Origin of the sequence: Clostridium saccharobutylicum DSM 13864, assembly GCF_000473995.1 — a bacterium.
Taxonomy (GTDB): domain Bacteria; phylum Bacillota; class Clostridia; order Clostridiales; family Clostridiaceae; genus Clostridium; species Clostridium saccharobutylicum.
In genome coordinates this window covers 4,348,500-4,373,687 of record NC_022571.1, presented here as the reverse complement: position 1 = coordinate 4,373,687, position 25,188 = coordinate 4,348,500, and the positions used below count along the sequence as shown (strand labels likewise).

26 protein-coding genes are annotated in these 25,188 nt (G+C 28.6%); all 26 read left to right on the top strand.

The features are described 5' to 3' along the window. Positions 1-29 precede the first annotated feature (29 nt). The 26 genes from hisF (at position 30) to fliJ (ending at position 25,171) form a co-directional block, all read left to right on the top strand. Entirely contained in the window at positions 30-821 is a 792-nt protein-coding gene (gene hisF / locus CLSA_RS23655) for an imidazole glycerol phosphate synthase subunit HisF (RefSeq protein WP_022749250.1), read from the top strand. Positions 822-842: 21 nt separating this feature from the next. Further along, on the top strand, positions 843-1,979 hold the full coding sequence (locus CLSA_RS23650; RefSeq protein ID WP_022749246.1) for an N-acetyl sugar amidotransferase: 1,137 nt from the start codon (positions 843-845) through the stop codon (positions 1,977-1,979). Beyond that, entirely contained in the window at positions 1,966-2,589 is a 624-nt protein-coding gene (hisH, locus tag CLSA_RS19010) for an imidazole glycerol phosphate synthase subunit HisH (RefSeq protein WP_022749242.1), read from the top strand. Before CLSA_RS23650 ends, hisH begins: the two co-directional genes overlap by 14 nt. 15 nt (positions 2,590-2,604) lie before the next feature. Beyond that, complete coding sequence (locus CLSA_RS22275) at positions 2,605-3,315, top strand: acyltransferase (RefSeq protein WP_022749238.1); 711 nt, start codon at positions 2,605-2,607, stop codon at positions 3,313-3,315. A 109-nt stretch (positions 3,316-3,424) separates the two neighbouring features. Further along, on the top strand, positions 3,425-4,429 hold the full coding sequence (locus tag CLSA_RS19000; RefSeq protein ID WP_022749235.1) for a hypothetical protein: 1,005 nt from the start codon (positions 3,425-3,427) through the stop codon (positions 4,427-4,429). Positions 4,430-4,449: 20 nt separating this feature from the next. Further along, the gene (locus tag CLSA_RS18995; RefSeq protein WP_022749231.1) at positions 4,450-5,184 is read left to right on the top strand and encodes a cytidylyltransferase domain-containing protein; all 735 of its coding nucleotides are present in this window, start codon (positions 4,450-4,452) and stop codon (positions 5,182-5,184) included. Positions 5,185-5,209: 25 nt separating this feature from the next. After that, positions 5,210-5,662, top strand: a complete 453-nt coding sequence (locus tag CLSA_RS18990; protein WP_022749228.1) for a GNAT family N-acetyltransferase — start codon at positions 5,210-5,212, stop codon at positions 5,660-5,662. Positions 5,663-5,733: 71 nt separating this feature from the next. Then, complete coding sequence (pseI, locus tag CLSA_RS18985) at positions 5,734-6,786, top strand: pseudaminic acid synthase (RefSeq protein ID WP_022749224.1); 1,053 nt, start codon at positions 5,734-5,736, stop codon at positions 6,784-6,786. 30 nt (positions 6,787-6,816) lie between these two features. Continuing rightward, the gene (locus CLSA_RS18980; RefSeq protein ID WP_236903274.1) at positions 6,817-7,854 is read left to right on the top strand and encodes a glycosyltransferase; all 1,038 of its coding nucleotides are present in this window, start codon (positions 6,817-6,819) and stop codon (positions 7,852-7,854) included. A gap of 220 nt (positions 7,855-8,074) precedes the next feature. Beyond that, positions 8,075-9,091, top strand: a complete 1,017-nt coding sequence (locus tag CLSA_RS18975) for an SDR family NAD(P)-dependent oxidoreductase (protein WP_022749218.1) — start codon at positions 8,075-8,077, stop codon at positions 9,089-9,091. Positions 9,092-9,129: 38 nt separating this feature from the next. Next, positions 9,130-10,197, top strand: coding sequence for a UDP-2,4-diacetamido-2,4,6-trideoxy-beta-L-altropyranose hydrolase (gene pseG / locus CLSA_RS18970; RefSeq protein ID WP_022749216.1), 1,068 nt, complete (start codon positions 9,130-9,132; stop codon positions 10,195-10,197). 29 nt (positions 10,198-10,226) lie between these two features. Next, positions 10,227-11,225, top strand: coding sequence for a dTDP-glucose 4,6-dehydratase (locus CLSA_RS18965; protein WP_022749212.1), 999 nt, complete (start codon positions 10,227-10,229; stop codon positions 11,223-11,225). A 121-nt stretch (positions 11,226-11,346) separates the two neighbouring features. Beyond that, positions 11,347-12,174, top strand: coding sequence for a flagellin (locus CLSA_RS18960; RefSeq protein ID WP_022749208.1), 828 nt, complete (start codon positions 11,347-11,349; stop codon positions 12,172-12,174). 113 nt (positions 12,175-12,287) lie between these two features. Then, positions 12,288-12,467, top strand: coding sequence for a YjfB family protein (locus tag CLSA_RS18955; protein ID WP_022749207.1), 180 nt, complete (start codon positions 12,288-12,290; stop codon positions 12,465-12,467). A gap of 247 nt (positions 12,468-12,714) precedes the next feature. Further along, on the top strand, positions 12,715-12,867 hold the full coding sequence (locus CLSA_RS23240; RefSeq protein ID WP_022749203.1) for a hypothetical protein: 153 nt from the start codon (positions 12,715-12,717) through the stop codon (positions 12,865-12,867). A 363-nt stretch (positions 12,868-13,230) separates the two neighbouring features. Then, positions 13,231-14,823, top strand: a complete 1,593-nt coding sequence (locus tag CLSA_RS18950) for a dynamin family protein (RefSeq protein ID WP_022749200.1) — start codon at positions 13,231-13,233, stop codon at positions 14,821-14,823. Between the two features lie 16 nt (positions 14,824-14,839). Then, positions 14,840-16,264: a hypothetical protein gene (locus tag CLSA_RS18945; protein ID WP_140395298.1), complete on the top strand. Its 1,425-nt coding sequence runs from the start codon at positions 14,840-14,842 to the stop codon at positions 16,262-16,264. Between the two features lie 24 nt (positions 16,265-16,288). Beyond that, positions 16,289-18,343, top strand: coding sequence for a dynamin family protein (locus tag CLSA_RS18940; protein WP_022749193.1), 2,055 nt, complete (start codon positions 16,289-16,291; stop codon positions 18,341-18,343). 402 nt (positions 18,344-18,745) lie between these two features. Further along, positions 18,746-19,147 (top strand): flagellar basal body rod protein FlgB, encoded by a 402-nt coding sequence (flgB, locus tag CLSA_RS18935; RefSeq protein ID WP_022749190.1) that lies wholly within the window; start codon positions 18,746-18,748, stop codon positions 19,145-19,147. Between the two features lie 12 nt (positions 19,148-19,159). Continuing rightward, positions 19,160-19,567 carry a flagellar basal body rod protein FlgC gene (gene flgC, locus CLSA_RS18930; RefSeq protein ID WP_022749186.1) on the top strand — a complete coding sequence of 136 codons (408 nt, stop codon included), beginning with the start codon at positions 19,160-19,162 and terminating at the stop codon, positions 19,565-19,567. A gap of 12 nt (positions 19,568-19,579) precedes the next feature. Beyond that, entirely contained in the window at positions 19,580-19,897 is a 318-nt protein-coding gene (gene fliE, locus CLSA_RS18925) for a flagellar hook-basal body complex protein FliE (RefSeq protein ID WP_022749182.1), read from the top strand. A gap of 21 nt (positions 19,898-19,918) precedes the next feature. Then, positions 19,919-21,493 carry a flagellar basal-body MS-ring/collar protein FliF gene (gene fliF / locus CLSA_RS18920; RefSeq protein WP_022749179.1) on the top strand — a complete coding sequence of 525 codons (1,575 nt, stop codon included), beginning with the start codon at positions 19,919-19,921 and terminating at the stop codon, positions 21,491-21,493. 5 nt (positions 21,494-21,498) lie between these two features. Further along, positions 21,499-22,515: a flagellar motor switch protein FliG gene (gene fliG, locus CLSA_RS18915; protein ID WP_022749175.1), complete on the top strand. Its 1,017-nt coding sequence runs from the start codon at positions 21,499-21,501 to the stop codon at positions 22,513-22,515. Then, a complete protein-coding gene (locus CLSA_RS18910; RefSeq protein ID WP_022749171.1) occupies positions 22,499-23,275 on the top strand; it encodes a FliH/SctL family protein in 777 nt (258 codons plus the stop codon). Before fliG ends, CLSA_RS18910 begins: the two co-directional genes overlap by 17 nt. A gap of 38 nt (positions 23,276-23,313) precedes the next feature. After that, a complete protein-coding gene (gene fliI, locus CLSA_RS18905) occupies positions 23,314-24,630 on the top strand; it encodes a flagellar protein export ATPase FliI (RefSeq protein ID WP_022749168.1) in 1,317 nt (438 codons plus the stop codon). Positions 24,631-24,733: 103 nt separating this feature from the next. After that, complete coding sequence (fliJ, locus tag CLSA_RS18900; RefSeq protein WP_022749164.1) at positions 24,734-25,171, top strand: flagellar export protein FliJ; 438 nt, start codon at positions 24,734-24,736, stop codon at positions 25,169-25,171. Positions 25,172-25,188 lie beyond the last annotated feature (17 nt).

Below are 25,188 nucleotides of genomic sequence, written 5' to 3'. Positions count from 1 at the left end.
TAATAATATTAGGAACAAGTGGTGGTTATATGTTAAAAAAAAGGTTAATACCTGTATTACTTTTAAAAGATGGTCTTTTGGTGAGAAGTGAAAACTTTTCAATACATCAGATTATAGGGAATCCTATACATGAAGTTGAGAGATTTAATGAATGGAATGTTGATGAATTAATTTATTTGGATATAAGTGATAGAGATTCTGATTATAATCAACGATTAGATACTAAGGTAAAAAAGCAAAATGATATTTTAGATATTATTGAACAAATATCTAAAACTTGTTTTATGCCATTAAGTTTTGGTGGCAGAATAAGGACAATTGACGATATAAGAGAACGGATTAAAAGAGGGGCAGATAAGGTAGTTATTAATACAGCAGCTTTTGAAACTCCTGAATTAATAACGAAAGCAGCCGAGATGTTTGGAAGCCAATGTATTGTTATTTCTGTTGATGTTAGAAAAAAGTCTGATGGAAATTATGAGGTTTTTTATGATCACGGTAGGAGATCTACAGGATTAAACCCAGTAGATTGTGTGAAGAAAATGGAGGAATTAGGAGCAGGTGAGATTTTTTTACATGCTATAGATAGAGATGGTATGGCTGAAGGATATGATATTGACTTAATAGAATTAGTATGTAAGTCGACTAAACTCCCGGTAATTGCTTGCGGGGGAGTTGGTCGAATGGAGGATTATGCACCAGCAATAATTAAAGGTGGAGCTTCAGCGGTAGCGGCTGCGAATATTTTTCATTTTAGTGAGTTAACTGATAGACGTGGAAAGCGAGCGCTCAAAAGAGCAGGAGTAAATGTTAGATTATAATTTTTATATGAGGTGATTTTTATGCAATACTGTACAAAATGTGTTTATCCAGCGGTTTCTGCAACTCCGCTTACATTTGATGAGAATGGAGTTTGTTCTGGTTGCAGAACTGCAGAGGAAAGAAAAAAAATTAATTGGGAAGAAAGAGCAAAAAAACTAGGAGAATTGTTTGAACAGTATCGTTCTAAAGGGAGTAATTATGATTGTATAATTCCAGTGAGTGGCGGTAAGGATAGCTATTTTCAAACTCATGTTGCAACTAAGATTTATGGATTAAAACCATTACTTGTAACATATTATCATGATAATTTTCTTCCAGAAGCTGAAAGAAATTTATTTAGAATGAGAGAAGTATTTGATGTAGATCATATTATTTTTAGACCAAGTAAAAGTACTTTGCAAAAATTAAATAGATTATGTTTTAAAAAAATGGGAGACATGAATTGGAATTATCACACAGGAATATATACATATCCAGTTAGAATTGCATATGAACATAAAATTCCATTAATATTATGGGGAGAACATGGGTTTATGGATCTTGGTGGTATGTATAGTTATAAAGATTTTATTGAAATGACTGCAAAATTTAGATTGGAACATGCACAACGTGGTTATGACTGGTATGATATGATTGATGAAAAAGAGGGAATAACTGAAAAAGATTTATTATGGGCAAAGTATCCAACAGATGAAGAATTAGATGAAGTAGAAATAAGAGGAATATATCTAAGTAATTATTATAATTGGGAAGCAAATGATCATACAAAGCTTATGATTGACTTGTATGGTTGGGAAGTAGCTCATGATCCATTTGAAAGAACTTATAGAAATTTTTCTAATCTTGATGATATTTACGAAAATGGAATTAAAGATTATTTGAAATATGTGAAATTTGGATATGGAAGAGCCACAGACCATGCGTGTAAGGATATTAGAGCAGGAATAATGACCCGAGAAGAGGGCATAGAGATGGTAAAGAAATATGACCATGTAAAATCTAGTGATATTTATAAATGGTTACAATACTCAGGAATGACTGAGTATGAATTTGATAAAATTGCAGATACATTTAGAGATCCAAGAGTTTGGAGTAAAGATGAAAATGGAAATTGGGTAAAGGAAAATATTTGGGATGAAAAGCATGCAAGAAAATAAGATTTGTATAATTGATTATGGAATGGGTAATTTAATGTCTGTTTTTAGGGCTTTTGAAATGCTTGGTGAAAAGCCAATAATATCAAATAAAAAGGAAGAAATTTTAAATTCAAATAAGATTATACTACCTGGAGTTGGAGCATTTTCAGTAGCTATGAATAATTTATGTGATTTAGATTTAATTGATACTCTTAGTGAAAAGGTAATTAAGCAAAAAACACCTTTTCTTGGCATCTGTCTTGGAATGCAGCTTATTGCGGAAGAAAGTTATGAGTTTGGACATCATAAGGGACTAGGTTGGATACCAGCAACGGTAAGGCCCTTTGAAATTTCAGAAGATTTAAGAATTCCGCATATGGGTTGGAATGATATAGAACCTATTAGCAAAAATAGTTCGCTTTTTCAAGGATTAAGTGGTGATTTATCATATTATTTTGTTCATAGTTATCATGTAGAATGCAATGATAGTAAATATATTGGTTCAACTTGTGAGTATGGTGAAAAATTTGTATCAAGTATACAATATGAAAATATTTATGCGACTCAATTTCATCCAGAAAAAAGTCAAAAAAACGGAATACAATTGTTAAGAAACTTTATTAGTGTTTAGTTTAGGAGGGCTAGGATGAGGAATGATGGTACTCATATACAATCCAACATACAAACTGAAACTATAGTAAATCGAATTCAACGGATATATCTTAGAATAAGGACTGAATTTTATACTTTTTGGAATAAGAGACGTTTTTATAAAGTAGGAAAAAATTTTAAATCATCAGGACCTATACATGTAGTAAATGGTAAGTGTATAACAATTGGAGATAATGTTTTTTTAGGAGACCATTGTCAGCTGTATGCATATCCTTCTGGTAAGATAAAAATAGGTAATAATTCTTCTGTTGATCGATATGTTGAAATAAGAGGTGGAGAAAACATTATAATAAAGGACAGTGTTAGAATAGTTAAAGGTGCTACGATTAAAGCACCTGATACAGCTACAATTATTGTAGGAAATAGGACACTTATTTCACAAGGATGTATTTTTGATGGTGATATTAGAATTGGAGATGACGTTATTTTTGGCCCAAATGTATTTATTAATGAAGTAGATCATGGATTTTCGAAAATGGATATTCCTATGAATCAACAAGAAGGTGCTTCTGGTACTATAGTAATTGAAGATGATGTTTGGATTGGTTATAGTGTAGCAGTTTTAAAAGGGACCCATATTGCGAAAGGTTCTATTATTGGGGCTCAAGCAGTTGTTAATAAAGATGTATCACCATATTCTATTAATGTCGGTGTTCCCTCAAGAATTAAAAGTTACCGAAATTAAAATGAAGATTAATTTCTTTAATAATTTTAAATAGCACATTTCTAGTTGATAGGTTATAAAAGATTGGTATTAGCTGGAAAGGTGCTATTACATTATGGAGGTTAGGTTTATGAAGAAACTAATTTTTTATGCTCATGATCCAGGAAGTTATGATGTAGTGTATCCTGTATTCAAGGAATTTAATAGTAAAGATTTATTTGATTGCGAGTTATTTTGTGAAGGCCCTGCTGGAAAAATAAATAATAAATATAAGTCAAACTTGGGATATGTAGTTAATAAGGTTAATGAATATATAGAAAAAGGTATATTATTAGGTTTTATATCAGGAAGAAATTGGGGAATTGATTATGAATTACAAGCAATCAATATCTGTAAGAAATTTGATATAAAGACTTTTGTTATTTTAGATTATTGGAATAGTTACGTATTAAAACTTAATAATTCATCTAGAGATGTTATATCTCCTGATTTTTATATTATGATGGATCAAATTGCTAAAAATGAGGCTATTGAAGAAGGTATCTCGGAAAAAATTATTAATATTCTTGGACATCCAGGTTTGGATAAGTTTGTATCATACAATATGGAAAATAATGCAAACAGAGAAACAAATGGCAAGATATTAGTAATATCTCAACCTTTATCTAAAATTTATGGTGACACCCTTGGTTATACAGAGGAAAAAGTTATAGAGGATTGTATCAAAGCTAAAAACTGGGTGAATGGAATTACACTTGATATTAAATTTCATCCTAAAGATGACTTGATGTTTATTGAAAAGTATAAGAAGGAAGCTATTGAGGGCGATTTAACTGAAATAATACCTAATTATGATTTGGTGATAGGTATGAGTAGTATGGGATTGCTGCACGCAGTTTTAATGGGAAATACAGCAATAAGTTATCAACCTAATCTTAGGAATAAGGATTTTTGTATAACAAATAAACTTGGGATAACACCTTTAATTACAAAGTATGAAGATTTAGTAACTTTGTTTGAAAATTTAAATAATAGAAGTGTGTCTGGAAATAATAATATTTTAAAAAGATATATATGGTCTGATGGTAAATCTACGAAGAGAGTATGCGATTTTATTAATAACAAATTACAGTAATTTTAGAAAGTAGTGATTAAATGAAAGTAGTGTGTATAATACAAGCTAGAATTGGATCTATTAGATTGCCAGGAAAAATTTTAAAAAAAATATGTGATAAAACAGTTTTAGAACATGGGATTGATAGAGTTCGAAGAATAGGGAATATAAATGACATAGTAATTGCTACAACAACATTAGAAAGAGATAATTTAGTTGTTGAAGAAGCTGAGAAATTGCATGTTAAGTACTATAGAGGTGATGAAGAAGATGTTTTATCAAGATATTATTATGCAGCAAAAGAAAATAATGCAGATGTTATAGTAAGGATTACTAGTGACTGTCCACTTATTGATTACGAAGTAAGTAAAAAAATAATTCAGTATTATATAAGTAATATGGATAAATATGATTATGTGAGTAACACTATAGATAGAACTTATCCAAGAGGTTTGGATACAGAAGTTTTTAGTTTTGGAGCATTGGAAAAAGCATTTTTTCAGGCAAGTAGTGTAATAGAGAGAGAACATGTTACTCCGTATATATGGAATAATCCTAATATGTTTAAATTAACACAATATAAAAATGATATTGATTATTCTAAATTAAGATGGACATTAGATACTAAAGAAGATTTTGATTTAATAAATAAGATCTATGATGCTTTATATTTAAAGAAAAACAATAATTTTAATATGATTGATGTACTTAAATTATATGACTTACTTCCTGAGTTATATACTATTAATAGTGAGATAGAACAGAAAAAAATATAAGAATTGGTTAGGAAGAAGGGATAGTTTGGAAATAGAACTTAAACAAGCATCAAAAAAGGATTGTGATTTATTATTTATATGGGCAAATGATATACAAGTTAGAGAAAATTCTTTCAATAGTGAAAAAATAATGTATGAAGATCATTTAAATTGGTTTAACAATAAGATTAGTTGTGATGAATGTGTAATTTTTATATTATATTTTGATGAAATTCCAATTGGACAGGTAAGGGTCGACATAGAAAATGAGAACGGCTTAATAAGTTATAGTATTGATAGAAATTATAGAGGAAAGGGTTTATCTATAGCTATGTTAAGTAAATTAGAAATTGAAATAAATAAAAGTGAAAATTGTATTAGAAAACTAGTTGGAAGAGTTAAATTTACTAACATAGCATCTCAAAAGGTTTTTGAAAATCTTAAATATAGAAAAATAATTCATACTAACTTTTTGGAATATAATAAAACTATTAAATAAATATTGTAGTTGAAAAATAAGCAAAATTAAATAAGTATTTAATTTATTAAGATATATTGAGGGGGAATATTATGTTAACAAAAATGAAAATTGATAAAAAAGTGATTGATCAAAATAGCAATACGTTCATAGTGGCTGAAATATCTGCAAATCATAATGGGCGCTTTGAAAATGCAGTGAACTTAATTAAAAAGGCAGCAAATGCAGGAGTAGATGCTATAAAACTTCAAACTTACACTGCGGATACTATAACTATTGACTGTAATAATGATTATTTTAAAATAAATCAGGGTACATTATGGGATAATCGGAAGCTTTATGATTTATATAAAGAGGCATATACTCCTTGGGAATGGCAGCCTAAGTTAAAGAAAATTGCAGAAGAAGAAGGCTTAATTTGTTTTTCTTCACCTTTTGATAAAACTGCCGTAGATTTTCTCGAAGATATGAATGTACCAGCATATAAAGTAGCATCTTTTGAAATAACAGATATACCATTAATTGAATACATGGCATCTAAAGGTAAGCCTATGATTTTGGCAACAGGAGTATCTACATTGAATGATATAGAAGAAGCAGTAAATGCTTGTAGAAGAGTTGGCAATAATGAAATAGCGATATTAAAATGTACGAGTGCCTATCCAGCACCTTTTGAAGATATGAATTTAAAAACTATTCCTAATATAGCAGAAACTTTTGGAGTTGTATCTGGTTTATCAGATCATACATTGGGAATCACTGTTCCGATAGCAGCTGTGTCGTTAGGGGCGAAGATTGTTGAGAAACATTTCACATTATCAAGAAGTGATGGTGGACCAGATTCAGCATTTTCTTTAGAACCAGAAGAGTTAAGATTAATGGTAAAATCTATAAGAGAAACAGAAAAGGCATTAGGTGAAATTTCTTATAATTTAACAGAGAAAATGAAGAATAGTAGAGAATTTTCGAGATCTTTATTTGTAGTGAAAGAGATTAAAAAAGGAGAACTATTCACAGAGAAAAATCTTCGTTCCATAAGGCCTGGTTTTGGAATGCATCCTAGGAATTATGTCGATATAATAGGAAAGCACGCTAAATTAGATATAAAGAAAGGGACACCTATGTCATGGGGATTAATCGAGTAGGTAAAGTGAAATAAAATGCTTAGTTTATGTATGATAGTAAGAGATGAAGAAAAGAATTTAGAAAAGTATCTTTTACAAGTTAAAAATCTTGTAGATGAGATAATTATTATTGATACAGGATCTATAGATAATACAAAAAAAATAGCTTTGTCGTTTACAGATATGGTTTTTGACTTTAAATGGTGTAATGACTTTTCAGTTGCTAGAAACTTTAGTATTTCAAAGGCTACAAACGATTGGATTCTAGTATTAGATGCTGATGAGTTTATAGAAAGCTTTGATAAGGCAAAAGTTTTAGAATTTATAAGTTCTAAAGATAATATGAAAACTGTAGGAAGAATAAAAAGAATTAATTTAATAGAAGACCAATTAGGAATTAAAAAAGGTACGGAGTTAATAAGCAGATTATTTAATAGGAAATACTTTCGTTATGAAGGAACTATTCATGAACAAATAGCTCATAGAGATGGAGAAGTTTATTCAATAAAGCCTGTAGATATAACAGTAAATCATATAGGTTACACAAAAGAAGAAGTAGATAGAACAAATAAGTTGGAGAGAAATATATCGTTATTGAAGAAAGCTATAGAAGAAAAATCTAACGAGCCTTATTTATATTATCAGCTTGGTAAATCCTTTTATATGATGAAAGATTATATTGAAGCATATAAATGTTTTGAAAAAGCAATATCATTTCCAGTGGATTGTAGGTTAGAATATGTTGAAGATTTAATTGAAACATATGGATATGCTTTAATTAATGCAGAAAAGTTTGGTGAAGCTATGGAGATTCAAATTTATAGAGAATATTATAATAGTGCTGATTATAATTTTCTAATGGGCTTAATATACATGAATAATGCTAAGTTTGATCTTGCAGTTCAAAGTTTTCTTAAATGCAATGAATATGATGATGGTAAGATGGAAGGTATTAGTACATACTTGCCTTATTATAATATAGGAGTCATATTTGAGTGTTTAGGGTATAGGGACGAAGCAATAAGTTACTACAGAAAATGTGGAAATTATGATCTTGCAGTTACTAGATTAAAATCAGTACTAAATTAAAATTTAAAAGCTGTTGCTGAAATTAATGTTGGAAATTTAGTAATTGATTATAATTAAATTAATGATAATTTTGAAATTTTTTAAAATATTCAATCAAGTAAATTAGTGGGAAACTGCTAATTTTTTTCTTATGTAAACTATTTTAAAAAGTATTCGATTATATTAATATAAAGATAAATGAAAAGTTCTTTTTATTTAGACATATGAACGGAGGATAACTATGGGATATTATACTGGAAAAAAGATTCTTATTATTGGAGGAACAGGAACTATAGGGCAAGGGTTAGTGAATGAATTACTAGAACATGATCCAGAAGTAATAAGAATTTTTAGCAGAGATGAATATAAACAATTTATTATGGAAAATCATATCAATAATAAGGAAAAGCTTAGATTTTTAATTGGTGATGTAAGGGATTGTGAAAGAGTAGAGAGGGCAATGAATGATATTGATATAGTATTTAATTTAGCTGCTATGAAGCATGTACCTGCTTGTGAATATAATCCAACTGAAGCAATAAGAACCAACATTACTGGGATGGAAAATGTTATTAGGGCAGCAATTGACAATAACGTTGAAAGAGTTCTTTTTACAAGTTCTGATAAAGCTATTAATCCATCTAATTCATATGGTGCTACAAAGCTTCTTGCCGAAAAGCTTGTTCAAGCTGCTAATTTTAGCAAAGGTAATGTAGAAACAAAATTTGTTGCTGTTAGATTTGGAAATGTTATGGGATCAAGAGGATCTGTAATACCATTATTTAAAGAACAAATTGAAAAAAATAGAAAAATAACAGTCACAGATCCAGAGATGACTAGGTTTATGATGACATTGAGTCAAGCAGTAAAATTAATTATGGATGCAGGAGAAAAAACTTTAGGTGGAGAGGTATTCATTTTAAAAATGCCTGTTATAAAATTATATGATCTTGCAGAAGTAGTGGTTGAGGAAATTTGTTCAAAACTTAATATTGAAAAAGAAGAAGTTGATCTTCAGACAATTGGTTTAAGGGCTGGAGAGAGAAGATTTGAAGAACTTATGACTAAGGATGAATCAGAATGTGCTTTTGATTTAGGAAACATGTATGCAGTAGTCTCTGCAATGAATTCGGAATTTTTACGTGAGTTTTATGAAAAATATGAAAAAGTTAGGGTTGGAAGTTACAACTCAAGTGATGAAACAGTATTAACTAGGGAAGAAGTTAGAAGTTTGGTTAAAGCTGAGGCGTTATTATAATAGAAATAAAATGACGAAATAGTATAGCGGGTGATTATATGAAAATAGCTATTCAAGCAGATGGTGGTACTGAAATAGGTATGGGCCATGTTATGCGAACTTTAGTATTAGCTAAGGAATTTTTAAAAGAAAATGATGTTTTCTACATATGCAGAGTTGAAAGTAAAGATGGCTGCAAGCAATGTATAAAAGTAAGTGATAATGAAGTTAATTCCTTAGAGAAACTTGAAAAGTTTGAAATAAATTATAGTAAATATAGCCAAGGAATTAAAAAAATACTGTCTGAAGGTTTTACAGTTAAACTTATTAATGAAGATAATTTAATTAACGAACTGAAATGGATTAAGACAGATATGTTAATAACAGATAGTTATTCTGTTAATGAAGATTATTTTCATGAGACTAAAAAGATATTTAGAAAAACAATTTACATAGATGACACAAATAAGTATTATTTCGATGTGGATTTTTTAATAAATCAAAATATTGATGCTATTGATTTTGAATATAAGGTTAATGATGATACAAAATTATTACTCGGTACTAAATATTTATTATTAAGAGATGAGTTTAAAAAATTACCTAATAAAACTATTAGAGAGAAAATTCAAGATATAATTATTACTGTTGGTGGAGCAGATCCGTATAAGCTGACAAAAAAAATTTTAAATTATATTGGTGAATTAAATTATAATTTTCATATAGTAATAGGACCATCTTTTGTTGATACTTCCTTTGTGGAAGAATTTAATAGTGATAATGTAAAGTTCTATTATAACGCAAATATGTGTGAAATAATGAAGAAATGTGATATGGCTATATCAGCATGTGGTAGTACTTTGTATGAATTATTAGCTTGCAGTGTTCCAGCCGTAGGCATTATTATTGCTGAAAATCAAAACGGAATTGCTAATAAATTAGATGAAATGGGTATTATAAAGAATCTAGGATGGCATGATAAAATAAGTAAAGAGGAGTTATTGAATAATATAAATAAATTGGCTAATGACTATGAATTAAGAAAATCGTTAAGTAAGAAAGCATCTAAATTAGTTGATGGTAAAGGTGCAGAAAGAATAGTAAAAGTATTATGTGAAAAGATTTAAAATATTATTAATTTCAAAGGAGATAAAATATGAATATATTAGTAACAGGTGGAGCAGGATTTATTGGAAGATGGGTTGTTAAAAGATTATTAGATGATAATCATAGAGTAGTAGCTTTAGATAACTTATCAAACGGACAAATTGAAAATATAGAAGAGTTCACTGGAAGTAACTTTAAATTTATAAAAGGCGATATAAAAAGTGAAGCAGATTTAGATGAAGTATTTAAAGAAAAATATGATATTATATATCATTTAGGGGCATCTATAAATGTACAAGATAGTATTGATGACCCAACTACTACTTTTTATAATGATACGGTAGGTACCTTTAATATTCTTGAAAAAGCTAAAATTCAGATGTTTGGAAAGAATGCTAAGATGGAAGGAGAACAATGGGTATTAGATACAAATGAAGATACACATCCTTGCAAAGTGGTATTTATGAGTACTTGTATGGTTTATGATGTAGCTGGTGAAGAAGGTATAAGTGAAAAGCATCCAACAAAACCTGTCTCACCTTATGGTGGAAGTAAGATAGCAGCAGAAAATATGGTGCTTTCATATTACAATGCATATAAACTTCCAACAGTTGTTATAAGACCGTTTAATACATATGGACCATTCCAAAAGACAGGTGGAGAAGGTGGAGTGGTAGCAATATTTATCAATAACTCTATCTCAGGTAAAGATATTAATATATATGGTACTGGAGATCAGACTAGAGATTTATTATATGTAAAAGATTGTGCTAGATTTGTAATTCAATCAGGTTATAGCGAAAATGTAAATGGTGAAATTGTTAATGCAGGAACAGGAAGAGATGTTACTGTTAATGAGCTTGCTGAAATAATATCTAAAAATAGAGTGAATATAAATCACGTTAAGCATATTCATCCGCAAAGTGAAATAATGAAGCTAAAATGTGATTATGGTAAAGCTAAAAAATTAATTGGATGGGAGCCAGAATATACTTTAGAAGAAGGAATAAAAGAAACTGAGGAATGGATAAGTAAAGGTGGTATTTAGTTAAGCTGCAATAAGTTATAGATAGAAAAGATAAGAATTAAGATACAGATCTTTATATCTAAAGATACTTTGATTTTTTACGATAATATAATATTAATAAATGAAAAGAGGAGGTTATCAAATGAGGCTTGCACATAATATGTTTTCGTTAAGTATATATAAAAACTATAAAAGTAGACTTGAGGAAACTTCTAAAGCTGTAAATAATGCTAGTACGGGAAATAAATTAAATTCGGCTAAAGATAATCCGGGTAGAATTGGGAAAAATGAAACTTTAAAGATACAGGTGTTGACTAATGACGCAGCTAGTAAAGATATTCAAGATACTAATTCAATGATACAAACCTTTGATGGTGCACTTCAGGAAATAAACAATAGCTTAAATAGAATGAAAGAGTTAACAGTTAGCGCTGGAGCGGGAAGTTTGAATGATGGAGATAAAAAAGTGATTCAAAATGAAATTGATAGTATTAAGGCAGAAATTGATAGTTTTGCAAATAATACTGAATTTAATGGGATTAAGTTATCAGATTCTACTCAAAGTGGAGAAGCGACAAGTTTATTAAAAGCGACTGTTGGCAATATGGATGATGAAAGCATGCAAATACCATTTTTTAATGTAAGCGCACAAAATATTGGAGTTGGAAGTTTAGATGTAAATGATGTTGGTTCATCTCTTGATTCTATTGATAAAGCAACTCAAATGATAAGTAAAGTAAGAAGTAAATATGGTTCAATACAGATTAGACTAGAAGGAACTGCAGATTATTTAAGTAATAAAGATTTAGGTATTCAAACAGCTCAAAGTAGAATTGGTGATGCAGATATGGCAGAAGAAGCTATGAATTATTCAAAAGGACAGTTGTTAGTTAACTCTTCGATTGGATTAATGGCTCAAAGTAACAATTTCCCAAAAGATTGCTTGAATATTTTGGCTAATGTTAAATAGAAGCGTATTTTGAATTTGAATGTTAAGATTTATGTTGATACAGAAAAGTTTGCATTAAAATATTGTTTATCAATTTTGAAGAATTGCAAAAATTGTTGATAGGGGGCAAATAAATGGATATAGCTGAATTATCAATGGTGATGAGTCAATCAAGAATTGGAGAATTAGCTGGTATATCAGTAATGAAACTAGCCATGAATACTGGAAATGAAAATTCTCAACAAATGATTGAAACGATTAGAAATGTTGCAGTTGATCCTGATAGAGGAAATTATATAGATGTTAGTATTTAAGATAAAACAAAAATAGGTACCAATATAGGAAATCATCTTAGGGGTAACAGGTAAGATAAATTAAAGTCTTATCTGTTTTTTATTTATTGCTATGGCATATAATATATAACATAGGGATCAGACATGGGTATGAGATAGATGAAATAATCTCATACATTCTTCCTTCGCAATGCAACGTTCTATCTGGTGCGGTTATAGATAAAATAGAAAAATTGAGATGATTTATGCGAGATGCTAGAAATCATTTGTGAAAAAGTGGATTGGACAAGAAAAATTAAAGATATTTCTTTTACTTACGATAATAAATTATGATTATGAAGTGATAAAAGATGAATCAAAAGGAATAAATAATATAAGTAGTAGTAGTAGATTGAATTCTGCTATTGGTTTAGTGGCATAGAGTAATAATTTTCCTAAAGATTGTTTGGAAATTTTAGGAAATGTTAAATAAGTGACATGAAAATAAATAACACGTTCAATTTGCTATGGATATTTTTTTGAATGTGCCTAAATATAGCATCACAAGTAAGCACCAGTAACTAAATGGATAGTTATTGGCGCTTATTTATTTAGAAGATGAAAGTGAAAATTCTTAGACATTTAATAAATTTGATTATATAATATTTATTAGAGTTTAAGATAAATTACTACAAAATATTACATGAAAGAAATTGTTTTTTTATGTGATGCATATGTTGTGTTGCAATAATTATCGTTTCTAAAAATAAAATTTATAATGGAATGAAAGGTAGGGATAATTGAAATGGATGTACTAAGTAATGATTTTAAGTTAGAATTTACAGCTATTTGTAAAATGTTACAAAGTTATAATGAAAGTTATTCTTATTTAGAAAATAAACAAATTAATGATATTAAGAATTTTATTAATTCTGATTTTTTAAAGTTTATTGAAAGCGAGCATTTCTTAAATAAGAAAGAATTAGTTGATAAATTTCAAAAAGAACTTGATAAATTTTATATGTATACAGCTTGTAGTTCTCTTGCTAATAAAACTATGATTGGTATTGGTGGAGCTTTGAATAGTGGGAAATCAAGTTTTTTAAATAATTTATTTGATATAAATATATTACCAAGTATGATAACACCAGCAACAGTGGTACCTACATATGTGCTTCAAAATGACAATAGAAAAATATCTTTATTAAATACGTTTAATAAAATAATAGATGTAAATGAAGAAGAGATGAAAAATATATATTATGAATTCGAAGATACTTATAATTTTCCTGTTTCGAATGTTTTGAATAAGATTTTTATTCAAATACCGGAACAAATATATTCTAATTTATCTTTTTTGGATATTGCTGGATATAGTCTTTTTGGAAAGGAGGCTTATAATGATAACAACGATTGTAAGCTCATAAGTGAACAGTTAAATTATTGTGATTATATTTTATGGTTTGTTGATTCCGAATGTGGAACTATAAAACAAAGTGATATTGATTTTTTGGAAAACTTAAGAAAAGATATACCTATCTTAATAGTAATAAGCAGGGCGGATAAAAAACAAATTGAGGATATAGAGAAAATTGAAAATGAGATTAGAATGAGTTTGAAAAAAAGGGGAGTTGGCGTTTTAGACATAATTCCATATTCATCAAAGAATTCAGATATGTATTCTATAAATAAGATAAAAAAATATTTAGAAAAGTGGAATATGAATGATGTCAAATGTACAATTTCAAGAGATTTTCAAGTACTTTTTGATAAATTTGGAGAGTGCTTTTATGAAGAAAGAAAAAGGGAAAAAGCAAATTTAAGTATTATAACTTCATTACTACTTAATATTCATCAGGCAGAAGAAATAAAAAAATTAGAGTTAATTCAAGAAGAAATTGCGTATAAGATGGATAGAATCAAGCAAAGCGAAAAGAAACTTAAACAACTAAATATGAAATTTTTAAGTTTATTAAGAAAATGTGCTGAAGAAGTTGAGATAGATATTTATGAGAGTTTGAAAGATGAGCAAAATGGTAATATAGTTAATTTTATTAAAGAATATAAAAAAGAAAATGGAATTAAAGATAAGAACTATAAAAATTTAATTAATATACGATTATATTATAGTAATAATGAAAGCTTAAAAAATAAGGTATTATTTTCAAATGATAATAACTCTATTATATATAAAGAAATAATAAATAGAAAATTAAGTTGCATGAATAGAGGATGGTTATTGCATCATAAAAGAAGCATAAAAAATATTATTAAAGGTTTTTCTAATTCAAGTTTTAAATTACCAAAAAAGAAAAAGAATAATAATATTTTAATTAAAAATAAAGTGAGAAATTTGAAAACTAATGATATATATTGGATAAAGATAAAAGAAGTTTAAATTAGGAAGGGATATATTGATGGAGCAAAAAGGTAAAAGTGTATTAGAATTATTAAAAGAATTTAAAAAGGATTTAAAAGAATTAATTGGTCATCCTGTAATATATAAAGATTTATATTATAAAGACTTATATTTAATTATGCTATCAGCATTAGCTTTTGCTAATGGAAATGTAGATAAAATTGAAGTGAAATACTTGATGTGTTTTCAAAATGCATTTGAATTAGAAGGAGAAATAATTAGTTATTTAAATAAAGTTTCTGATATAGATCAAGAAAAAGTAAATGAGTTTATAGAATTTATAGAGGAAGAGAATTTAAAATATAATTTTTTGTTAGATGGGTTAATGTTAATTGGGGTGGATGGAGAGTTAAAAGAAGATAAAGTTAATATTGTTGCTGAATTTGCAGAAATATTTAATGTTGAATCGGAAGAAATAGAATTTTTGTGTGAAGTTGCAATGTCAATCCTTGAAGAAAATGCAAAAAAATTTAATATTTTAGTAAAAAAAATACCTAAAAAAATAAAGGCAGGGTGTTTTAGACCATATGTTATGGGATTTGTTGATGTATTTTTAATAGATGATGAAATTCTAGACGGAATAAATGATTTAAAAGGAAACTTTTTTATAAATACAACTGTAATTGTAAAAGGAATATTGAGAATTAAAGATTCACAAATAAGATTTGGAAGTAATGGCAAATTGATATGTAAAAGTGGGGTCGAACTTTCTATTCAGGATTCAGAATTTATTAATGGACAAATAATTTGTGAAGACATGGCAAGTTTAAATGTAAAGAAGTCTATTTTTAAGGATTGTGAAAATAGAAGACCTTTACTTATATATGAATGTCATAATGATGTTAGTATTAGTGATTGTAAATTTGACAATATTGCATTTGGTAATGAAAGTGATGGTGGGGCGATTTCAATCATTGATTCTAATGTTGAACTCAGAAATTTACAATTTAATAATTGTAGTGTAGGTGGAAATGGAGGAGCATTATACATAAAAGAAAGTGATGATTTCTATAAAACAGTTGAATTTAATAATCTACAATTTAATTTTTGCAATGCTCAAAATGGAGGGGCGATATATTTGACAGGAAATCATAATAAATCTTTTTGTCAATACATAATGAGTGAAAATATATTTAACAACTGCAAAGCTCTTGAAAATGGAGGAGCTGTAAATATAAAAAGTAATGAATATTATAAAACACTATTGTTAAAATCTGAATTTAATAATTGTGAAGCAGCAATAGGTGGTGGAATTTATTCAAATTTAGGTAATGTAGAAACTAGTGTAGTAAATTGTATTTTTGATAGTTGTAGATCAAGAGAAGTTGGTTCTGCAATATATTATAATGAATTTGCAATTGGCGATGACAATAGTTCTAGCAATGTAATATCAAATTGTAGTAACCCGTATAATTTTTAGTGAATTATTATAGGAGCAAATGTTATGAATACTGAATTTACTAAGCTTAGTCACGAAAATATATTTTATAAGGTTGATAAGTTAAGAGAAGAATTAAGTGGTCTTGAGAGTTTGTTTGAGACTGAGATGAATAAACTTTCGAGCGTTATGGAAATATATAATAATAAAAAAGATGATGATGATTGTGAAAAAATAAAACTTAAAATAGGAATAATGGGGCAGGTTAATTCAGGAAAATCTTCTTTTTTAAATGCATTAATTTTTAATGGTGAAAATGTTTTGCCTAAAGATTGTATTTCTAAAACCAAAATTATAACTAAAATTAATTATTCGGATACAAAAAGAATAGAAATTGAGTTTTATACCAAAAAAGAGTGGAAAGAAATTAAAAATGCATTAATTAAAGAAGGGGAGATAAAAGGGGCAAAGTTTGTAAAAGAAGTTTTTGAATTTATAAATGCTTCTGAATATGATGTGGAAAAATATATAAATAGAGATAATGAAATTTTTAATTTTCAAGATTATGATGAGTTATTAGAAAAAATTAAAGAATGTGATGATAAGTATAATAATTATAGGTTTCCAATTAAAGCTATGAATATATATGTAGATGATGAAAGACTTAAAAATATTGAAGTCCTTGACACACCAGGGGTGAATGATTCGAACTTTGTAAGAAAATACACTATTGATAAATGCTTCAAATATGTGGATATAATTTTTTTTATAAGTCAAGCTGCTATATTTCTTGATAATTTAGATGTGAGCTTGATTTCAAATCAAATTCCTGTAGAAAGTGCTGGAAATGTATTTCTTGTTGCTAGTAAATACGATAATGTAATTATAGATGAAGGCTGGAAGTTCAAAAGTTTAGTTGAAACTGATAAATATATAAAATCAAGACTTACTAATAGAGTCAGGAAATATGTATTAAATTATGTTAGTAATAGTACTCCTATATTTATGTCAGCTATGGCAAATAATTTAGCTTTGAAGAAAAAAGATAAGTATACAGATGAAGAGAACTATATAATAAAGCAATTAAATGATTTATGGGATGGTTTCATATTTAATAAGGAAAAATTAATGTTTATTGGTAATTTTGAAAATGTAAAAAACAAAATAAGTGATAAATTAGATGTTAAAGAAAATTTGATGGTTAAGTTAAAAGAAGAAGTTGAAAGAATATTACTTGACATAGAAGATAAATCAAAGCAAAAAATATATATTATAGAAAATACAGATATAAAATATATTCATCTTGAACAAGAAAAAATAAAATTAAAATCACAAAAAATATATAAAGGCATTGAAGAATTAATTGAAAAGACTAAAGATTCGGCTGTCAATAAGAAAAAGGAAATGGAAAAACAGTTAGAATTTGATTTTTTAACATTATCGGAAATTAAAGTGAAGAAAAAAACTATTAGAATAGAGAGCGAAGAGTCTAATGATAATATTAAATGGTATGAAGGCTTGTTTAAGAAAGCCAATAATGAACAAATAGATTATAATTTTGTAGACTATGAGTATGTAGAGATTGATGAAGTTATTAATGATATTAATAGTTTTGATAGTAATACTGATATATACTTGAAAAAGATGATAAGTGATATTATGAATTTTAATATTTTATCGGAAAATATAATAAAAATAATATTTGAAAATCTAGATGAAAATAATGAAAAGTTTAAACTTAATTATGTTAAGAAATTTGTTGAAAGTTCCATATATAGTATAAAACCTCCAAGTATAAATATTAATGTTGGGGAATATGTTGATATTATTAAAAGTAAATTTAGTGATGAAACTACTGGAGAGTCAATAGAAATTTTAAAGTTACATTCCAAAGCGATAATGAAGAAAATATATAATGAAATTATGGAAAAAGTAGATAGTGAATTACAATTGTTTATGTTTGAGTTGGATAAGTCTTACATAAGTATTGTTAAATATATTTTAGAGATTATGAATAATAGGATAGAAAGTTTGAAAAATGAATCCTATCATTTAGAAAGAAAATTAAAATATTATAAAAAAATAATAAGCATTATTGAAGGTAATATCATGGAGCCATAAGTTTTAAAAAGAAAATTTTAAGACATTGAATGCGGTAGCTATACAGATTAAATAACTAGATTAATAGAATAGAAGATAGAAAAGTGATTGAATGAGCATCAATGGCTGAAGTAATAGCTGTTGATGCTTATTTTTATCTAAATTAATTTTACATTTGATAAATTGATAACCAATTTTAGAAGGCAAGGTAGCTAGAATAAAAATAATTATCATAAAAACAATTAAATATTATTAATTAGACAAATTTCAAAAAAAATATGGCGAAAAGTTTCATATTATTCTATAATTAGAGTAGAAATGCGCTTATATAAAAAATAATATACAAAAGTGTAAAAAAGTGTAAAAAAATTATGAAATGATTGTAGAAATACAATAAAGTGAATATGTGAGGGAAGTGAATTTATGGGAATACAATCTATTAGTTCAGATGGGGTTTATGATTTAATCAAAGAAGGACTTAAGGCATCAAATGTCAGAGCTAAAACAATAGCTAATAATATGGCAAATATCAATACTAAGGATTATAAGAGATTTAATGTGGTATTTGAAGAAAATTTGAAAAAGAATATTGATTCTTCAGAATTCAAGCTAAAGAGGACTAGAGATGTTCATTTTAGTGATGATAATTCGACAAATGATAATATATCTATTGAACAAGATAAAAGTACAAGTATGAGAAGTGATGGCAATAATGTTGATTTAGATATAGAAAAAGTAAATCAAGCAGCTAATACACTTAAGTATAATGCTTTGATAACAAATATAAATAATAAATTTAATAATTTAAAGACAGTTATGAAATAAGGGGGATTATAGATGAATGCATTTAATTCTATGCAGATAAGTGCAACAGGTCTTGCAGCAGAAAGATTAAGGATGGATACTATAACTTCCAATATAGCAAATGCAAGTACAACAAGAAGTGCAGATGGAAGTGGTCCTTATGTTAGAAGAGTAGCAGTATTTCAAGAGGCACTTGATGCTAACAAAAATATGGCAGGAGTTAAAGCAGTAAAAATTGATAAGGACAAGTCACCACTGAGAAGAGTATATGATCCAACGAATCCAGATGCAGATGCATCAGGATATGTTACTATGCCGAATGTAAATGTATTGAATGAAATGGCAGACATGATGGTAGCTCAAAGGTCTTATGAAGCAAATACAGATACTTTTAATGCTTTAAAGGGTATGTTTTCAAAAGCTTTAGAAATAGGTAAATAGGGGGGATGAGATATGAGAATAGGAGATAATTTCGCAATAAAAGAAGCATTATTTAATTCTAAATTTCAAACTGATGGAAATGATAAAAAAGTAGAGAAGAAAGGTGATAGTGTTAATTTTGGGCAGGTATTAAAGAATTGTATAGATGATACTAATAACAAACTTGTGAAATCTGACTCAGCTACAACAAGTTTTATTAAAGGTGATGATGTTAATATTGATGAAGTGATGATTAGAAATCAGGAAGCAAGTTTAAGTCTTCAATTTTTAACTCAAACTAGAGATAAATTACTTGATGGTTATAATCAATTATCAAAGCTGCAATTGTAGTAGGGTGAGGAGAGCTAAATAATGAACCGACTTTTAGAAAAAGTTAAAGGGTTTTGGGAAAAATTTAAATCTCAAAGCAAGAAAATAAAAATAGCAGTAGTGATATCAATAATAGCAATTATTGCAGCTATTGCAAGTGCAATTATATATTCGTCTTCAAATAAATATGAGATTTTATTTTCTAACCTTGATCCAAATGACACACAAACTATAGTGAAGTCTTTGAATGATGATAAAGTTCAAACCAAAATAGATGGTAATACTATTTATGTTCCTAGTAATAAAGTAGATGAACTTAGATTAAAGTATGCGCCAAATCTAACAGCTGGAGGAAGTAAAGGCTATGAGCTTATGGATAGTGGAAGTTCCTTTGGTATGACTGATGAAGAGTTTAAGATTAAAAAGGTTAGAATGGAAGAAGGAGAACTAGAAAAGACAATAAAGAGTTTTCCTCAAATCCAGGAAGCAAGAGTACATATTACAGAATCTCAGGATTCTGTCTTTGTTAAAGAAAAAACACCTGGATCGGCAGCAGTTTATTTAAAGATTAAGCAAGGAAATTCTATTAATGAAGATCAGGTAAAATCAATAGTAGCATTAGTATCAGGAGCTACTGAAAAGATACCAAAAGAAAATATACAAGTTATTGACGACAAGATGAATTTACTTACTAAGGATATTAATAGTGATGAGACAGATCCAGTAAATTCAGAAGCGTTAACAAAACAGCAAGATGCAGAGAAAAAATATGAAGATAAACTTCAAAAAGCAATTGTTAGTTTATTGGAACCTACAATTGGACAAGGCAAAGTTAAAGCAACAGTTAATGTCAACTTAGATTTTGATTCTAAACAGAAGACGCAAACAGTAGTTGATCCTAATAAAGTTATTGTAAGTCAAGAAAATTCAAAGGAATCAAATACATCAGCTGGAGGATCAACAACCAGTCAAAGTCCTGTAGATAATAATATGAGTAATCAAATAACAAGCGCAAATACTAATAATGGAAATAATTCCACATCAGCTAAAGAAGATCAAAAAACAAACTATGATACTGGAAAAACAGAATCTAAAGTTATAAGTGCACCAGGAGAAGTTAAGAGGCTTACAGCATCAGTTATTGTAGATGGCCAAGTAGACGCAGCTACTCAGGCTACTCTTGAGAATATTGTTAAAAATGCTATTGGTTTAGATGCAAATAGAGGAGATCAAGTTACAGTAGCAGGAATGACATTTGATACAAGTAGTCAAGATGCAGCTAAGGCTCAAATTGATGCTATGAATGCGCAAGAAGCAGCAAGCAGCAAGAATAAGATGATGATTATTGGTGGAATTTTAGGAGCAATACTTCTAGGTACAATAGCATTCTTTATAATAAAGAGAAGAAAGAAGAAGCAAGAAGAAGAAGATCAATTATTAGATACATTAGTTGATGACACAATAATACCTAAAGAACCAGAAGAATTTGATCCAATAGAATTTGAAGTTAAAACTAAGAATTCTCATCTAGAAAATGAAATTAAGAAATATGCAACTGAGAAACCAGAGCAGGTTGTTGAAATAATTAAGTCATGGTTGACTGAAGATGAGAGGTGATAGCTATGGCAAATGATGAAAAAAAATTAACAGGAGTACAAAAAGCAGCTATATTGTTTATTACACTTGGACCAGAAGCATCCTCTGGCATATTAAAAAAATTGCCAGAGGCCGAAATTCAAAAAATAACTTACGAAATTGCTAATATTACTTCTGTTACATCAGAACAAAGAGAAGAAATATTAAATGAGTTTTTACAAATAAATAAAGCTAGGGATTATATAATTGAAGGTGGCATGGATTATGCTAAGCAATTATTATCAAAGGCATTAGGATCACAAAGAGCAAATGAAATCTTGGATAAGGTATCAGAAGCTACGGCTCAATACAGACCTTTTTCAATTGCAAGAAAGGCGGATTCTCATCAATTATTAAATGTAATTATGTCAGAACAACCGCAAACTATTGCATTAATATTATGTTATTTACAGCCGGATAAAGCAGCACAAGTAATGGCGGAATTACCAGAGGAAATACAAACTGAAGTAGCTTATAGAATAGCAACTATGAGCAATACTTCCCCTATGGTAATCAAGGAAATTGAAGCAGTACTTGAAAGTAAGTTATCTTCAGTAGTAAGAACTGAAATGACAACTTTAGGTGGAGTTGAAACATTAGTTGGAATATTAAATTCAGTTGATAGAACAACAGAAAAGAATATTACTGAAGGATTAGAAAGAGAAGATGCAGAACTTGCTGATAAAGTTAAGGGGTCTATGTTTGTATTTGAAGACATCGTTTCTCTGGATGATGTATCTATTCAAAGAATTCTTAGAGAAGTTGATTCAAGTCAGCTTTCTCTTGCACTTAAAGGATGTTCTGATGAAGTTGCAAACTGTATTTATAGAAATCAATCTAAGAGAGCTGCTGCAGCTTTAAAGGAAGATATGGAATTCTTAGGACCAGTAAGAATTATGGATGTTGAAAAAGCACAACAAGGTATTGTCTCTATTATTAGAAGATTAGATGATGCTAATGAAATCATCATTTCAAGAGGTGGAGAAGATGCAATCATCGTATAGGTTAATAAAGAATGAATTTGCAAAGCAGGGAGAAAGTAAACTTATTTCAACAGAATATGTTAGTAAAAATCCTAAGGTTGAAGAAGAACTAGAAGAAATTGAAGAAGAAATAAAAGCGCCTGAAATTGACCCAGAAGAGCTTTTGAAAAGATATGAAGATATTGGACAAAGAATATTGCAGGATGCAAATAATGAGAAGCAAGCTATTATTTTAAGAACACAGATGGAAACGCAAGCTGCAGAAAAAAAAGCATATAAGGAAGGTTATGAGCAGGGTCTTCAAAATGGTTATGAAGATGGCTATAAAAAGGCTTATGAAGAGACTATCGAACAAGCAAAAGTAGAAGCTGAAGAAATTATTGAGAAAGCAGAATTGCTTTTGAAATCTGCTCATGAAAATTATTTTAGATATCTGGATGATAAAAAGTCTGAAGTCATAAGACTAGCGTTAGAAATAGCAGAAAGTATTGCTCGTAAGGAGCTCAGTCAAGCAGAATCAATGAATTCAATTATTGAAGAAGCTTTTAAGATTTCAAAGGGTGAGGATAATGTTATTTTAAGAGTTAACTCAATTCATGCAGAAGAATTAAAATCTCAATCTGAAAGATGGAAGATATCCTATGGAATAAAGAATGATATTTTTATTCTTACAGATGATTCAATGGAGCCAGGAAATGCAATTTTAGAAAAACCTAGTGGCATGGTTAATGTAGGTGTAGATATTGGAATGAAGCAAATAGAAAAAGCGATATTTGGTTAACTGAAATTGTATCTCATGAACATAGGGAGGCGTTCTATATGCTAGATTTAAATTTAGATTTTAATAAATTGATTAAAAAAGTTAATAGTACATCTGCTATATATAGTGAGGGTATTGTTAAAAAGGTAATAGGACTTACAATTGAAGTTCAAGGAATAAAAGCCTTTGTTGGTGAGCTTTGTATAATATATAACGAAAAAAACATTCCTGTAAACTGTGAAGTTGTAGGCTTTAAAGATGAATCTGTAATTCTTATGCCACTTGATGAACTTACAGGTATTGCACCAGGATGTAAAGTTGTACCTCAACATAAACCTTTAAGTGTACATTGTTCAGAAAATTTGCTTGGTCATATAATTGATGGTCTTGGCAATCCACTTGATTGTGACAGTATTATAAAAGATGGTGAAGATTATCCTTTAGAAAATGAAGCACCGGATCCTTTAAAGAGAAAAAGAATAAAGGACATAATGCCAACAGGAGTTAGAGCAATAGATGGATTTTTAACTGTTGGAGATGGACAAAGAATTGGTATTTTCGCTGGTAGTGGTGTTGGTAAGAGTACAACTCTTGGAATGATTGCCAGGGAAGCTGAGGCAGATGTTAATGTAATTTCATTAATCGGGGAAAGAGGAAGAGAGGTTCTCGAATTTATAGAAAAGGATTTGGGACCAGAAGGTATGAAAAAATCTGTTGTAGTTTGTGCTACATCAGATAAACCTGCCTTAATAAGAATGAAGGGTGCATTGACAGCAACAGCTATTGCTGAGTATTTCAGAGATCAAGGAAAAAAGGTAATACTTATGATGGATTCAGTTACAAGATTTGCTATGGCTCAAAGAGAAGTTGGACTTGCTATAGGAGAACCACCAGCAACTAAAGGATACACTCCATCAGTATTTGCTAAGCTTCCTAGACTAATGGAAAGAGCAGGTACATCCATAGATGGATCAATTACTGCATTTTATACAGTTCTTGTTGATGGTGATGATTTTAATGAACCAATAGCGGATGCTGTTAGAGGTATATTAGATGGACATATAGTTTTATCAAGACATTTGGCACATAAGAATCATTATCCAGCAATAGATGTGTTAAATAGTGTTAGTAGACTTATGAGCCAAATAGCACCAAAGGAACATAAAGAAGCAGCATCTTTTGCAAGAGATTTATTAGCTACATATAAGGATTCTGAGGATTTAATCAATATAGGAGCATATGTTAAGGGAAGTAACAAGAAGATTGATATGGCAGTTAATTATAATGAAATGCTAAATCAATTTTTATGTCAAGGAATTGATGAAAGATCAGACTTTGAAGCAACAAAAAATTCATTAATTTCAATGTTTAATTAGCAATGCAGGAATTTAATTTTTAGCTACTATTATTAACAGATTTTAATTTAACTGTATCTATCTTCAACTGCTAAGTGTTAACGAAAAAAGGGAGGCTTTAACTTTGGCACAGAGATTTCAATTTGGTTTGGATAAACTTCTTGAAATGAGAAAAGAAAAAGAAGAAGAAAGTAAAAGATTATTTAATGAAAGCCAGAGGGCAAAGAAGCAAATAGAAGAAAAGTTAGAGGAGCTTAAGGGAAATTATCATAAATATAAGGGAATAAGTCCGAATGAAGATGTAGTATATCAAAAATTAAAGAGGTATTATCTTCAAGGATTACAGAGTGGAATAAAGTCAACAGAAAATGAGTTGGTTTTAAAAAATAATGAAATTGATAAGAGAAGAAAAGAGCTGACAGAAAAACAAATAGAAAGAAAGACTGTTGAAACTCTAAAAGATAAAAAATATATGGCATATATAAAAGAGCAGGATAGGGTTGAACAAATTAATAGTGATGAATTAGCACTGTATGCGTATATGCGTGGTGGACAAGTATAATTTGAAAGGAGGTGAAA

Coding starts and splice junctions, on each gene's coding strand:
- hisF (WP_022749250.1), top strand. CDS start 30: ATGTTAAAAAAAAGGTTAATACCTGTATTACTTTTAAAAGATGGTCTT.
- CLSA_RS23650 (WP_022749246.1), top strand. CDS start 843: ATGCAATACTGTACAAAATGTGTTTATCCAGCGGTTTCTGCAACTCCG.
- hisH (WP_022749242.1), top strand. CDS start 1,966: ATGCAAGAAAATAAGATTTGTATAATTGATTATGGAATGGGTAATTTA.
- CLSA_RS22275 (WP_022749238.1), top strand. CDS start 2,605: ATGAGGAATGATGGTACTCATATACAATCCAACATACAAACTGAAACT.
- CLSA_RS19000 (WP_022749235.1), top strand. CDS start 3,425: ATGAAGAAACTAATTTTTTATGCTCATGATCCAGGAAGTTATGATGTA.
- CLSA_RS18995 (WP_022749231.1), top strand. CDS start 4,450: ATGAAAGTAGTGTGTATAATACAAGCTAGAATTGGATCTATTAGATTG.
- pseI (WP_022749224.1), top strand. CDS start 5,734: ATGTTAACAAAAATGAAAATTGATAAAAAAGTGATTGATCAAAATAGC.
- CLSA_RS18980 (WP_236903274.1), top strand. CDS start 6,817: ATGATAGTAAGAGATGAAGAAAAGAATTTAGAAAAGTATCTTTTACAA.
- CLSA_RS18975 (WP_022749218.1), top strand. CDS start 8,075: ATGGGATATTATACTGGAAAAAAGATTCTTATTATTGGAGGAACAGGA.
- pseG (WP_022749216.1), top strand. CDS start 9,130: ATGAAAATAGCTATTCAAGCAGATGGTGGTACTGAAATAGGTATGGGC.
- CLSA_RS18965 (WP_022749212.1), top strand. CDS start 10,227: ATGAATATATTAGTAACAGGTGGAGCAGGATTTATTGGAAGATGGGTT.
- CLSA_RS18960 (WP_022749208.1), top strand. CDS start 11,347: ATGAGGCTTGCACATAATATGTTTTCGTTAAGTATATATAAAAACTAT.
- CLSA_RS18955 (WP_022749207.1), top strand. CDS start 12,288: ATGGATATAGCTGAATTATCAATGGTGATGAGTCAATCAAGAATTGGA.
- CLSA_RS18950 (WP_022749200.1), top strand. CDS start 13,231: ATGGATGTACTAAGTAATGATTTTAAGTTAGAATTTACAGCTATTTGT.
- CLSA_RS18940 (WP_022749193.1), top strand. CDS start 16,289: ATGAATACTGAATTTACTAAGCTTAGTCACGAAAATATATTTTATAAG.
- flgB (WP_022749190.1), top strand. CDS start 18,746: ATGGGAATACAATCTATTAGTTCAGATGGGGTTTATGATTTAATCAAA.
- flgC (WP_022749186.1), top strand. CDS start 19,160: ATGAATGCATTTAATTCTATGCAGATAAGTGCAACAGGTCTTGCAGCA.
- fliE (WP_022749182.1), top strand. CDS start 19,580: ATGAGAATAGGAGATAATTTCGCAATAAAAGAAGCATTATTTAATTCT.
- fliF (WP_022749179.1), top strand. CDS start 19,919: ATGAACCGACTTTTAGAAAAAGTTAAAGGGTTTTGGGAAAAATTTAAA.
- fliG (WP_022749175.1), top strand. CDS start 21,499: ATGGCAAATGATGAAAAAAAATTAACAGGAGTACAAAAAGCAGCTATA.
- CLSA_RS18910 (WP_022749171.1), top strand. CDS start 22,499: ATGCAATCATCGTATAGGTTAATAAAGAATGAATTTGCAAAGCAGGGA.
- fliI (WP_022749168.1), top strand. CDS start 23,314: ATGCTAGATTTAAATTTAGATTTTAATAAATTGATTAAAAAAGTTAAT.